This window comes from Microbacterium sp. 13-71-7 (assembly GCF_002257455.1).
GTDB lineage: Bacteria > Actinomycetota > Actinomycetes > Actinomycetales > Microbacteriaceae > Microbacterium.
On the sequence record NZ_NCKN01000114.1, the window covers coordinates 1 to 12,899 of the forward strand.

The 12,899-nt window shown below is 71.8% G+C and carries 10 protein-coding genes; 6 read left to right on the forward strand and 4 right to left on the reverse strand.

Translation table 11 applies throughout. The features are described 5' to 3' along the window. Nucleotides 1-101: 101 nt before the first annotated feature. Nucleotides 102-1,649: an ABC transporter ATP-binding protein gene (locus B7X32_RS12030; RefSeq protein ID WP_292719820.1), complete on the forward strand. Its 1,548-nt coding sequence runs from the start codon at nucleotides 102-104 to the stop codon at nucleotides 1,647-1,649. A 176-nt stretch (nucleotides 1,650-1,825) separates the two neighbouring features. Here B7X32_RS12030 and B7X32_RS12035 read toward each other — a convergent pair whose 3' ends face one another. Next, nucleotides 1,826-2,470, reverse strand: coding sequence for a pentapeptide repeat-containing protein (locus B7X32_RS12035; protein WP_292719822.1), 645 nt, complete (start codon nucleotides 2,468-2,470; stop codon nucleotides 1,826-1,828). 410 nt (nucleotides 2,471-2,880) lie between these two features. Here B7X32_RS12035 and ileS point away from each other — a divergent pair, with 410 nt between their 5' ends. The 4 genes from ileS to ndk are packed head-to-tail and all read left to right on the forward strand — an operon-like array spanning nucleotide 2,881 to nucleotide 8,463. Continuing rightward, nucleotides 2,881-6,219 carry an isoleucine--tRNA ligase gene (ileS, locus tag B7X32_RS12040; RefSeq protein ID WP_292719824.1) on the forward strand — a complete coding sequence of 1,113 codons (3,339 nt, stop codon included), beginning with the start codon at nucleotides 2,881-2,883 and terminating at the stop codon, nucleotides 6,217-6,219. Nucleotides 6,220-6,260: 41 nt separating this feature from the next. Beyond that, nucleotides 6,261-7,571 carry a folylpolyglutamate synthase/dihydrofolate synthase family protein gene (locus B7X32_RS12045; protein ID WP_292719838.1) on the forward strand — a complete coding sequence of 437 codons (1,311 nt, stop codon included), beginning with the start codon at nucleotides 6,261-6,263 and terminating at the stop codon, nucleotides 7,569-7,571. Further along, nucleotides 7,559-8,041 (forward strand): DUF4233 domain-containing protein, encoded by a 483-nt coding sequence (locus tag B7X32_RS12050; protein WP_292719826.1) that lies wholly within the window; start codon nucleotides 7,559-7,561, stop codon nucleotides 8,039-8,041. Before B7X32_RS12045 ends, B7X32_RS12050 begins: the two co-directional genes overlap by 13 nt. Nucleotides 8,042-8,046: 5 nt before the next feature. Then, nucleotides 8,047-8,463: a nucleoside-diphosphate kinase gene (ndk, locus tag B7X32_RS12055; RefSeq protein ID WP_292719828.1), complete on the forward strand. Its 417-nt coding sequence runs from the start codon at nucleotides 8,047-8,049 to the stop codon at nucleotides 8,461-8,463. A 68-nt stretch (nucleotides 8,464-8,531) separates the two neighbouring features. On the opposite strand, the gene B7X32_RS12060 is transcribed toward ndk, so the two are convergent. Further along, a complete protein-coding gene (locus B7X32_RS12060) occupies nucleotides 8,532-9,155 on the reverse strand; it encodes a vitamin K epoxide reductase family protein (protein WP_292719830.1) in 624 nt (207 codons plus the stop codon). 262 nt (nucleotides 9,156-9,417) lie between these two features. On the opposite strand from B7X32_RS12060, the gene B7X32_RS12065 reads away from it, so the two are divergent. Continuing rightward, nucleotides 9,418-11,838, forward strand: coding sequence for an Rne/Rng family ribonuclease (locus B7X32_RS12065; RefSeq protein WP_292719832.1), 2,421 nt, complete (start codon nucleotides 9,418-9,420; stop codon nucleotides 11,836-11,838). Between the two features lie 33 nt (nucleotides 11,839-11,871). On the opposite strand, the gene B7X32_RS12070 is transcribed toward B7X32_RS12065, so the two are convergent. Together B7X32_RS12070 and B7X32_RS12075 are read right to left on the reverse strand one after the other, a co-directional pair. Further along, nucleotides 11,872-12,495, reverse strand: coding sequence for a TMEM175 family protein (locus tag B7X32_RS12070; protein WP_292719834.1), 624 nt, complete (start codon nucleotides 12,493-12,495; stop codon nucleotides 11,872-11,874). Continuing rightward, nucleotides 12,492-12,791 carry a DUF4031 domain-containing protein gene (locus tag B7X32_RS12075; protein WP_292719836.1) on the reverse strand — a complete coding sequence of 100 codons (300 nt, stop codon included), beginning with the start codon at nucleotides 12,789-12,791 and terminating at the stop codon, nucleotides 12,492-12,494. Before B7X32_RS12075 ends, B7X32_RS12070 begins: the two co-directional genes overlap by 4 nt. Nucleotides 12,792-12,899: the final 108 nt, after the last annotated feature.

Consider the following 12,899-nt stretch of genomic DNA (forward strand, 5'->3'; position numbering starts at 1 on the left):
GTTTGGATCGCCGTGTTCCCCGGGCTCGCGATCACCCTGACCGTGCTGGCGGCGACCTTCCTCGGCCGCACGCTGCGCGCCCGCGCCGAGGGGAGGCGCGCATGAGCGCCGCGGATTCGGGCGGCGCCCCGCAGGCTCTCCGGCCGGCCCTCCTCGTCGAGGGCCTGCGCATCGGCATCGGCGGGCGGATCCTCGTCGACGACGTCTCCTTCGCGGTCGCGCCGGGGGAGTGCGTCGCGCTCGTCGGGGAGTCCGGGGCCGGGAAGTCCCTCACGGTCCGGGCGATGCTCGGTCTGCTTCCGGAGCACGCCGAGGTCGCGGCGGACGCGCTGGAGGTGGACGGTGTCGACGCGAGGAGGCTTCCGGAGCGCGAGTGGCGCACGCTGCGCGGAGCACGCATCGCCCTCGTCTCGCAGGACGCCCTGGTGTCCCTGGATCCGCTGCGCCGCATCGGCGCCGAGGTCGCAGAGCCGCTCGAGATCCACGGATCCCTGACCCGCGCGGCGCGCGCGGACCGGGTGCGCGAGCTCCTCGTCGACGTCGCCATGCCGGATCCGGAGCGCCGCGCCCGCCAGCGCTCGCACGAGCTGAGCGGGGGACTGCGGCAGCGAGCACTCATCGCGAGCGCGCTCGCCGCGGATCCCGCGGTGCTGATCGCGGACGAGCCGACGACGGCGCTCGACGCGACGGTGCAGGCCAGGGTGCTGGCACTGCTGCGCCGGATCGCCGACGGCGGCACGGCCGTCGTGTTCGTCAGCCACGACATGGCCGCGGTGCGCCGGATCGCGGACCGCGTGGTGGTGCTGCGGGACGGACGCGTCGTGGAGCACGGGCCGGCGGCAGGGCTGCTCGCCGCGCCACGTGACGCCTACACGCGCGAGCTGGTGCTCGCGTCCTCACGGGCGCCGCGCACCCCGCCGGCCGGCGACGCGCCCGTGCTCGCCACGGTCAGCGGGGTCGGGAAGAGCTTCGACCGCCCGGTGCTGCGCGACGCGTCGTTCGTGCTGCGCGGAGGGCGGACGCTCGGGGTGGTGGGGGAGTCCGGATCCGGGAAGACGACGCTCGCCCGGATCCTTCTCGGCGTGGAGCGCGCCGAAACCGGCACGATCACCTGGGATGCGGGCGTGCGACCGCGGATCCAGCTCGTGCACCAGAACCCCCTCGGCGCGTTCGATCCGCGCTGGACGATCGGACGCTCGCTCCGGGAGGCGCTCGCGGCGGGCGGCGTTCCCCGGGCGCTTCGGACGACGCGCGCCGCCGCGCTGCTGGGCGAGGTCGGGCTGGATCCGGTGCTCGCCGCGCGCCGGCCCGCCGCGCTGTCGGGCGGGCAGCGTCAGAGAGCCGCGATCGCGCGCGCGCTCGCCGCGGACCCCGAGGTGCTCGTGCTCGACGAGCCGGTGTCGGCGCTGGACGCGACCGTGCGCGCGAGGATCCTCGCGCTGCTGGACCGTCTGCAGCGCGATCGCGGACTGACCATGCTCCTGGTCTCGCACGACCTCGGCGTGATCGCGTCGGTCGCGGACGACCTGCTCGTCATGCAGGACGGAGCGATCGTCGAGCAGGGTCCGGCCGCGAAGGTCCTCGACGCGCCGCAGCACCCCTTCACGCGCGAACTGCTGGCCGCCTCGGATCCTCCGCCCTCGCAGTGACCTCCCACCTCCGCGTCGTCCCCATGAACGGAGCCCAGGGCGTGCGCTGAGGGGGACGACTCGGAAGTAGGGGGCAGGCCGAGGGGGCAGCCGGGGCGTTGCGCGGGGTTCCACCTCCGCGTCGTCCCCGTGAGTGGAGCCCGGGGCGTGCGCTGAGGGGGACGACTCGGAAGTGGTCAGTCCTGGACGTCGATGCCGGCGGCGCGGGCGAAGACCGGGGCCAGCAGCTCGACCTGCCGGGGGCTCAGGGTGGTGCCGCGCAGAGAGGTCACATCGAGGAACGCCAGGGCGTCGAGCCCGCGCAGGTCGAGCGCGTCGGCGCGCAGACCCCTGGTGTCCACCTCGTCCGCCCTGCTGCGCTCGAATCGCACCCGGGTGACCGAGGCCGCGGGGACGTCGACGGTCGCGAGCGTGCAGTCCGTGAAGACCGAGTCCTGGATCTTCGCGGCCGCGAGGGAGAGGTAGTCGATGCGCGCGTGCTCGACGATCAGCTCGGCGACGTGCGCGCCGGACAGATCCAGCGTGCCGATCCGGCCGCCGGCGATGCGCAGCCGGCGGATCGTGGCGTCCTTGAGCGACAGCACGGGCGTGCGCGCATCGACGATCTCCACGTCCAGCAGCGTCGCGCCGGCCAGGTCGACGCGCTCTGCGGCGCCCGACAGCGAGCACTGCTCGAACTGCGCGTGTGCGAGATCCTCGGTCAGAGGGATCCGCAGGCCGACGTGATCGCCGTGCCGGCGGCCCACCCCGTCCTCGAACTCGTCCGGCAGATCCGGCGGCGAGACGCGGGGCGGCTGGGGGCGTTCGGTGCTGCGGGCCATGCCACGACCCTAGGGCCCGCCGCCGACAGCCGTTCATCGCCCGATGCCCTACGCGCCCGCCGGGCCGACCCGGGCCGCCCTCCCGCGACCGGCGGGCGGCCGAGGATCCCGGGGCGGGATCCGCATCGGAGCGGAGGCGGATCCGGCGGCGTTAGACTGGACGGCACGAGCATCGATCCGGCCATCACCGGGGAGCTCTCGGAAGAACGCTTCGACCCGCTCAGCGCCTGCACCATCGGCTGAGCGACCGGGGCAAGTAGAACCGAGCGGGGCAGGCCCGTCACAGCCGCAGTGAGAGTGGCGACGATCTCAGGATCGGCGCACGCGGGGTGGTACCGCGGTCCTTTGTCCGACAGGACAGGGATCGTCCTCGCAGCAGCATCCGCCCGCCACCGACACTGCGAGACACGATGACCTACCCGCGCACGTCCTCCGCCGGATCCTTCGGCCCCGCCGCCGACGCCGTCACCCCGAGCCCGCGCTTCCCCGAGATCGAGCGCGACGTGCTCGCGTTCTGGGAGGCCGACGACACCTTCCGCGCTTCGATCGCACAGCGCGAGGGCGCAGAGGAGTGGGTCTTCTACGACGGCCCTCCGTTCGCCAACGGCCTTCCGCACTACGGCCACCTCCTCACGGGGTATGCGAAGGACCTGTTCCCGCGCTTCCAGACCATGCTCGGCAAGAGGGTCGACCGGGTTTTCGGGTGGGACACGCACGGCCTTCCGGCAGAGCTCGAGGCGATGAAGCAGCTCGGGATCACCGAGAAGGACGAGATCGAGCAGATGGGCATCGACGTCTTCAACGCGAAGGCGCGCGAGTCCGTGCTCGCCTACACGCACGAGTGGCAGGACTACGTCACCCGTCAGGCCCGCTGGGTCGACTTCGAGCGCGGCTACAAGACGCTCGACCTCGGCTACATGGAGAGCGTGCTCTGGGCCTTCAAGACCCTGCACGACAAGGGCCTCGCCTATGAGGGCTACCGCGTGCTCCCGTACTGCTGGCGCGACGAGACGCCGCTCTCGGCGCACGAGCTGCGCATGGACGACGACGTCTACAAGGAGCGCCAGGATCCGTCCGTCACGGTGAGCTTCCCGCTCTCGGGGGAGAAGGCCGCCGCCCTGGGGCTGGAGGGCGTGCGCGCGCTGGCGTGGACGACGACCCCGTGGACCCTGCCGACCAACCTCGCGCTCGCCGTGGGGCCGGAGATCGTCTACGCGGTGCTGCCCGTGGGCGCGAACGGCGCGTCCGAGGGCGCGCAGGGCGACCGCTTCCTGCTCGCCAGGGACCTCCTCGGCGGCTACGCGAAGGACCTCGGCTACGACAGCGCAGAGGACGCGCTCGCCGCGGTCTCCGCGACCGTGACCGGTGCGGAGCTCGGCGGCGTGACCTACGACCGTCTCTTCGACTACTACGCCGACACCGAGACCTGGGGCACGCAGAACGCCTGGCAGATCCTCGTCGACGACTACGTGACGACGAGCGACGGCACGGGCATCGTGCACCAGGCGCCCGCCTACGGTGAGGACGACCAGCGCGTCGCCGGCGCGGCGGGGATCCCCACGATCCTCTCGCTCGACGAGGGCGGCCGCTTCCTGCCGAACGTCACGGACGTCGCGGGCGAGCTCTGGATGGACGCCAACACCCCGCTCGTGCGCCTGCTGCGCGGGAACGGCCGGCTGCTGCGCCTGCAGAGCTACCTGCACTCCTACCCGCACTGCTGGCGCTGCCGGAACCCCCTCATCTACAAGGCCGTGTCCAGCTGGTTCGTGCGCGTCACGGACTTCAAGGACGACATGCTCGCGAACAACGAGCAGATCACCTGGGTGCCGGAGAACGTCAAGCACGGACAGTTCGGCAAGTGGCTCGAGGGCGCGCGCGACTGGTCGATCAGCCGCAACCGGTACTGGGGATCCCCGATCCCGATCTGGAAGAGCGACGATCCGGAGCACCCGCGCGTGGACGCCTACGGGTCCCTCGCCGAGATGGAGCGGGACTTCGGGCGCCTGCCGCGCAACGCCGAGGGCGAGGTGGATCTGCACCGTCCGTTCATCGACGAGCTCACCCGGCCGAACCCCGACGACCCCACCGGCAAGAGCACGATGCGGCGCATCGAGGACGTCTTCGACGTGTGGTTCGACTCCGGATCCATGCCGTTCGCGCAGGTGCACTACCCGTTCGAGAACCAGGAGTGGTTCGACTCGCACTCGCCGGCCGACTTCATCGTCGAGTACATCGGGCAGACCCGCGGCTGGTTCTACCTGATGCACGTCCTGTCGACCGCGCTCTTCGACCGCCCGGCGTTCACCGGAGTGAGCTGCCACGGCATCGTGCTCGGATCCGACGGCTACAAGATGTCGAAGTCGCTGCGCAACTACCCCGATGTCTCCGAGGTGTTCGACCGCGACGGATCCGATGCGATGCGCTGGTTCCTGATGTCGAGCTCGGTGCTGCGCGGCGGCAACCTCTCGGTCACCGAGGAGGGGATCCGCGCGGGCGTGCGCGAGTTCATCCTGCCGCTGTGGAACTCGTGGTACTTCTTCGCGACGTACGCGAACGCGGCGGGCGGCCCCGACGGGGCCGGCTACCAGGCGCGCTGGCGCACGGACTCGACCGACGTGCTGGATCGGTACATCCTGGCGCGCACGGGCGACCTCGTCCGCGGCGTGCAGGAGGACCTCGAAGGCCTCGACTCGACCACGGCGGCCTCGCGCCTGCGCGACTTCGCCGAGGTCCTCACGAACTGGTACATCCGCCGTTCCCGCGACCGGTTCTGGGTCGGCGTCGACGAGAACGACCCGACGACGACCGAGGCCTTCGACACGCTCTACACCGTGCTCGAGACGCTGACCCGCGTCGCGGCCCCCCTCGTGCCGCTCATCGGCGAGCGCGTGTGGCAGGGACTCACGGGCGGGCGCAGCGTGCACCTGACGGACTGGCCCGACGCCGAGCTGTTCCCGCATGCGGACGACGTGCGCGACGCGATGGACGCGGTGCGCGAGCTGTCCAGCGTCGGCAACGCGCTGCGCAAGAAGGAGAAGCTGCGCGTGCGGCTGCCGCTGGCCCGCTTCACGGTGGTCACCCCGCATGCGGACGTCCTGGCGCCGTTCGAGGACATCCTCCGCGACGAGCTCAACGTCAAGGCGGTCGAGCTCGTGGCGCAGGGGGAGGGCACCGCGGCCGAGTACGGCATCAGCCATCGCCTCAGCGTCAACGCCCGCGCTGCGGGACCGCGCCTCGGCAAGGAGGTGCAGCGCGTCATCCGCGCCGCGAAGGACGGCTTCTGGACCGAGGAGGACGGGGTGGTGACGGTCGACGGCATCGCCCTGGAGCCGCACGAGTACGAGCTCGCGCTGGAGACCACCGGTCGGCCGGAGGGCGAGGCGCTCGCCGTCGTCCCCACCGGCGGCTTCGTGCTGCTGGACACCGCCACAACGCCCGAGCTCGAGGCGGAGGGGCTGGCGCGCGACGTGATCCGCGCCGTGCAGGACACCCGCAAGAACGCCGGGTTCGACGTGAGCGACCGGATCAGCCTGCAGCTGCGCTTCGAGGACGCCGAGGATGCCGCGGCCGTGCGCTCGGCCTTCGCGGTCGCCGGGGTCGCGGAGGAGACGCTCGCCGTCGAGGCGGAGGTCGTGGACGCGGGCGTCGAGTTCGCCGCGGCCGAGTTCGTGGCGGACATCGACAAGGGCACCTACGCCAACCGCGGCGGCTTCGCCGTCGCCGTGAGCCGGATCGGAGACGCATCGTGACGGATGATCGAGAGCGCGCGGACGCGGTCTACTCCGCGCTCATGGAACGCGCGGGGGAGCGCTGGGTGCAGCCCCGCAAGGAGCGCACCGCGCGCCTGCTCGAGCTCATGGACGACCCGCAGAAGACGTACCGCGTCGTGCACCTCACCGGCACGAACGGCAAGACGTCGACCGCGCGCATGATCGAGAGCCTGCTGCGCGCGCACGGCCTGCGCACCGGCCTGTTCACCAGCCCGCACCTCGAGCGCTTCACCGAGCGGATCATGATCGACGGCGAGCCGATCGCCGACGCCGCCGTGGCAGACGCCTGGGAGGAGATCGAGCCCTTCGTGGGCATCGTGGACGCCGAGCTGGAGGCCGCGGGCGACGCGCCGCTCACCTTCTTCGAGCTGCTCACGGTGCTCGCCTTCGTGGCGTGCGCCGACGCGCCGATCGACGTGCTCGTGCTCGAGGTCGGCATGGGCGGATCCTGGGACTCCACGAACACGGCCGACGGCGACGTCGCGGTGTTCACCCCGATCGATCTCGATCACGCCGACCGCCTCGGGGACACGATCGCGAAGATCGCCGAGGTGAAGGCCGGGATCATCAAGGACGGCGCCGCGGTGGTCTCCTCGCGGCAGACGCCCGAGGCCGAGGCCGTGCTGCGTCGTGTCGCGGCGGAGCGGGGCGCGAGCATCGCGTTCGAGGGACAGGACTTCGCCCTCGTCGAGCAGCGCCTCGCCGTCGGCGGTCAGCAGATCACCGTGCGCGGGCTCGCCGGGCAGTACGCGGAGGAGTACCTGCCGATGTACGGCGAGCACCAGGGCTTCAACGCCGCTCTCGCGATCGCGGCCGTCGAGTCGCTCATCGGGGGAGCGCAGCAGGCGATCGTGGGCGACGTGCTCGCGGAGGGCCTCACGGGCGCGACCTCGCCGGGCCGCCTGCAGCTGCTCGGGATCGCGCCGACCGTGATCGTCGACGCCGCCCACAACCCGCACGGTGCGCGCGCCCTCGCCGCCGCCTTGAAGGACAGCTTCGACTTCGACGAGTGGGGCCTCGTGCTCGGGGTGCTCGGGGACAAGGACGCGTCGGGCATCGTCCAGACGCTGCTGCCGTCCGTCGAGCACGTGTTCGCGACCGCTCCCGACTCGGATCGCGCGAGCGACCCCGACGCGCTCGCCGATCTGGTGGAGCGCGCCGGCGGCAGGGCGACTGTGCACCCGACCCTGGCCGAGGCCGCGGACGCGGCGCGCGAATGGGCCGCCTCGGCCGACCGCCGCGCGGTGATCGTCGCCGGCTCCGTCGTGCTGGCGGGCGAGGCGATCTCGCTCTCCGCCGCGGAGGACTGGAAGAGCGGATGGCGCGCGTGACCGACGAGACCGCTCCCGGATCCGCGGCCGCGAGGCCCCGCCGAGCCCGCCCGCCGCGCGGCCTCGCCCAGAAGCTCGGATCGATCATCCTCGCGTTCGAGGCGATCGTCGTGGGCCTCGCAGGGCTGACCGTCTTCGGCCTGAAGGCGCTCGGCCCCGGCGTCGAGCCGTGGTGGGGCATCGTGGGCGGCGCCGTCGTCGGAGTCGCGATGCTGGTCGCGGCAGGTCTCATGGGCAGCAGGGCCGGAATCGTGATGGGATGGATCCTGCAGGTCATCGTCCTGCTGTCCGCCATCCTGGTGCCCGCGATCCTGCTGGTCGCGATCGTCTTCGGCGGCATGTGGGCCTACGCGATGATCGTGGGCGGACGCGCAGACCGTGCCGCTCGCGCGGCGGGTTCCTCCCTGCCATCGGCGGACTCCGCCGCACCGGACTCCTCCACCGACACCCCTGGAAACGACAGAGAGTGACTGACATGCCCACCGAAGAGACCCTCGTCCTCGTCAAGCCCGACGGCGTCGCGCGCGGCCTGACCGGCGCGATCCTGGCCCGCATCGAGGCCAAGGGATACGCCCTCGTCGACATCCGCCTCGTCGACCCCGACCGCGACCTCCTCGCCGCGCACTACGCCGAGCACGAGGGCAAGCCGTTCTACGAGCCGCTCCTCGAGTTCATGCTGTCCGGCCCGTCCGTGGCGATCCGACTGGCCGGCAACCGCGTCATCGAGGGCTTCCGCTCGCTGGCCGGCACCACGGACCCGACCACGGCCGCGCCCGGCACGATCCGCGGCGACTTCGGCCGCGACTGGGGCCTGAAGGTGCAGCAGAACCTGGTGCACGGCTCCGACTCGGCCGAGTCCGCCGCGCGCGAGCTCGGCATCTGGTTCGGCTGAGCTCACCAATACGGAGAACGCCCCCATCCGGCCTCGGCCGCGATGGGGGCGTTCTTCGTCGACGGGGTTCAGCGGAACAGGCGGACGACCTCGCCGATCAGGTCCACGCCGGCGGACTGCGCCAGCAGGATGACGATGACGAACGCGAGGATCGACGCGAGGGGGATCCAGACGCCGAGCCGCTTCGCGCGCTCCTGCGCGCTGCGGCTGATCGGGAAGGTCCCGTTGGCGAAGAGCTGGAGCACGGTCGCCAGGAACGTCGGGATCACCACGATGTAGGTCAGGCCGCACCACGGGCACAGGGTGTGCAGCGAGAAGAAGCTCTGCCCGATCAGCCAGCAGATGAACACGAACGCGCCGGTGATGCCGAGGCCGAAGAGCCCCCAGAACCAGCGCGGGAAGCGGGCGCCCGCGAGGATCGCGACCCCGACCACGAGCGGCGCCATCCACCCGGTCAGCCCGATGAGGGGGTTCGGGAAGCCGAACACGGAGCCCTGCCACGAATCGAGGTTCGCGCCGCACTGCACGAAGGCGCTGATGTCGCATCCCAGGGCGGCCTTGGGATTCGACGCGGTGGCGAACTTGTCGAGGGTCAGCTGGAAGGCGGCCCACCACCCGACGACGCTCGCCACGATGAGCCAGATGGCGTAGCCGACGGGCTTGCTTCCCGCGAGGTTGCGCTGTGCAGACATGCCGCGATTATGGCAGTCGTCCTTCTGTGCGAGGTGCATGCGCACGCATCGGTTCGCGTCGAGTCGGGCATCTCGCCGCGATGGTGCGATAATGGAGGGGTCGAACCGCCATGACGGCGGCCGGCGGATACAGACTTCGGGGGCCCCGGCCCCCAGCGATCAGAGCACATGCCGATCGCAGACCGATTGAGTTCGCGGCGCCGAGTGCGCCGCACGAGAGAATTCACGACGGCCGGGCCGTCGTGCAGGGAGTACGCCAGAGATGGCCGACGAGAACAATGACAACGCCCCTACCCTCGATCTCGACGCGCTCCAGGCGCCGGTAGCTCCCGAGCCCGCAGAGCCGGCGCCCACGCCGACGGACGAGGGCTCCGCTCCCGCCGAGGACGTGGACGCCGCCGAGACGCCCGCTGAGGAGACTGCTGCCGAGCCCGCCGCCTCGGAGTCCGCCGCCGACCCCGAGGCCCCCGTTGCCGTGGAGCCCGAGGTTGCCGCCGAGCCCGCAGAGCCCGAGGTCGCCGCCGAGGCCGAGGTCGCCCCCGAGGCTGCCGAGCCCGAGGCCCCCGTCGCCGCCGAGCCCGAGGCTGCGCCGGCGCCCGAGCCCGCCCCCGAGGCGGAGCCCCAGGCCGCGACCGCCGTGAGCCTCGGCCTGCTGCCGGAGATCTTCGTCTCGCGCGTCTCGACGCAGCTGCACTTCCACGCCCCCGCGTTCGTGCCGCTCCCGGCCCGCACGCGCGACAGCGGACACGACGGCGAGGACAGCCGCCGCACCCGCGGGCGCGGCGGGGACGGCGAGCAGCCGCGTCAGCGCCAGCGCGTCGTCGAGTACATCACCGAGCCCAAGGCGATCAAGGGATCCACCAGGCTCGAGGCCAAGAAGCAGCGCCGCCGCGACGGCCGTGACGCCGGCCGCCGTCGCCCCGTGGTGACCGAGGCCGAGTTCCTCGCCCGCCGCGAGGCGGTCGATCGCGAGATGATCGTGCGCTCCAAGAACGGCCGCACCCAGATCGCCGTGCTCGAGGACAACGTGCTCGTCGAGCACTACGTCGCCCGCAACCAGGACGCCTCGCTCATCGGCAACGTGTATCTGGGCCGCGTGCAGAACGTCCTGCCCAGCATGGAGGCCGCGTTCGTCGACATCGGCCGCGGCCGCAACGCCGTGCTCTACTCGGGCGAGGTGGACTGGGACGGCGTCGAGACGGGCAACCAGCCGCGTCGCATCGAGCTCGCCCTCAAGGCGGGCGACCGGGTTCTCGTGCAGGTCACCAAGGACCCGGTGGGCCACAAGGGCGCCCGCCTCACCAGCCAGATCTCGCTCCCCGGCCGCTACCTCGTGTACGTGCCGAACGGATCCATGAACGGCATCTCGCGCAAGCTGCCCGACACCGAGCGCGCGCGCCTCAAGCGCATCCTCAAGGAGGTGCTCCCCGAATCCAGCGGCGTGATCGTGCGCACGGCGGCCGAGGGCGCGACCGAGGAGCAGCTGACCAACGACGTGCAGCGCCTCACCGCGCAGTGGAGCTACATCCAGAAGCAGGTGGAGAGCCAGCAGGCGCCCGCGCTGCTGCACGCCGAGCCCGACCTGCTCGTCAAGATCGTGCGCGACGTCTTCAACGAGGACTTCACCCGGATGCGGATCCAGGGCGCCGACGCCGGCCACACCATCCGCTCCTACCTCGAGGGCGTCGCCCCCGACCTGCTGGACCGGGTCGAGGCGTACGAGGACGTCCGCGATCCGTTCGACGTGTTCCGCGTGACCGAGCAGATCGAGAAGGCGCTAGACCGCAAGGTCTGGCTGCCGTCGGGCGGATCCCTCGTGATCGACCGCACCGAGGCCATGACCGTGGTCGACGTCAACACCGGCAAGTTCGTCGGCTCGGGCGGAAACCTCGAGGAGACGGTCACCAAGAACAACCTCGAGGCCGCGGAGGAGATCGTCCGCCAGCTGCGCCTGCGCGACATCGGCGGCATCATCGTCGTCGACTTCATCGACATGGTGCTCGAGTCGAACCGAGACCTCGTGCTGCGCCGTCTCGTCGAGTGCCTGAGCCGCGACCGCACCAAGCACCAGGTCGCCGAGGTCACCTCGCTCGGCCTCGTGCAGATGACCCGCAAGAAGCTCGGCCTCGGCCTGCTGGAGACCTTCAGCGAACCCTGCGAGGTGTGCGCGGGCCGTGGTGTGATCGTGCACCACGACCCGGTCGTGAAGCACCGTGCGGCTGCGCCGCAGCAGAGCTCCAACCGCCGTCAGCGCGGCGGGAACGGCTCCGCGAACGCCGGTGCGCCGGCTCCGGCGGCCGCCGCGGCGCCCGCGAACGGCGGCACGCACGTCATTCCGGAGGGTGCGAAGTCCGCCCTCGCCCAGATCGCCGCCTCCAGCCGCGCGGCGGGGGAGACGCCGACGGGATCCGTCGAGGTCCCGCTCGAGACCGCCGCGGAGGCTCCGGCCGAGCGGGCAGGCCAGGAGCGCGCCAAGAAGCCGCGCAAGAAGCGCGGCTCCGACCGCGGCAAGGCGCCCAAGACCGAGGCCGAGCAGCTGCTCGACTCCGTGCTGGACGCGCTTCCCGAGCCGAAGGCGCCGGGGCAGGGCCGCAACCGCCGCAGGGTGAGCACCGCCGCCCTCTCCGCCGGCACGGCGGTCGTGCACACGACCGAGGCCGCGCCGCAGGCGGAGCAGGGCTGACCCGCCCGCAGGACATGTCAGGAGGGCTCGGCGCTACGGCGCCGGGTCCTCCTCGTCGTTCCACGCCGTGACCTCGCTGCGGTGCGCGCGCAGGTAGCGCTCGACGCGCCGGTCCGGCGCGAGCCAGAGCACCGCCACGATCACGAACGGCACGAGCCCCAGCCACGGCACCACGAACGACAGCGCGAGACCCGAGAGGTACAGCACGAGGGACGCGATGCCCTTCACGTCGCGCCCGAACGCCTCGCGGAACCTGTCGCCGCCCGGCCGGTGCGCGATGGTGCGCTGCAGGATCGTGTAGGCGAGTGCCGCGCCGAGCAGGTTCAGCCCGTAGACGATCGTCGGGACCTGGGCGACGCGGGTCTCGGTCAGCCACGCGGTCGTGAACGGGTAGAGCGACAGCCAGAGCAGCAGGTGCAGGTTGGCCCACAGCACGGTGCCGTTCACGGCGGGGCGCAGCTGGAACAGGTGGTGGTGGTTGCTCCAGTAGATCCCGACGTAGACGAAGCTGAGCAGGTACGTGAGCAGCCCCAGCCCCGAGGTGTGGACGAGATCGGTCCAGGTCGACCCCTTCGGCACGGCGAGCCCGAGCACCATCACCGTGATGATGATCGCGAGGACGCCGTCGCTGAACGCCTCGAGCCTGCTCGACGTCATCGTGCGACCCTCGTGCCGTGGTCGTGCCCACCGGTGCGGTCGCGAGCGGGGACGCGCAGGCCGGATGCGATCAGCCGGCGCGTGAGCTCCTTGCCGCCCACACGCTCCGCGCCGCCCGCGACGAGCCGGTCCAGCGCGTCCGCGGGGACGTCGTAGTGGTCCAGGTCGAACGCACGGCGGGGGATGTCGTGCCGCGCGGCGAAGGCGTGCAGCTCGGCGACGCTGGCGTCGCTGACGAGGTGCGCCCAGAGGCGGCCGTGCGCGGGCCAGATCGCGTCGTCCACGAGGATCGCCATTCCGCGATCCTAGACCATCCCCCCCATACTGGGGACTTCGGGACTACGGTGTTGGGGGCCAGATTGGCGCTGAGCTGGACATCCGCGACTACATCAAGGACTTGGTTG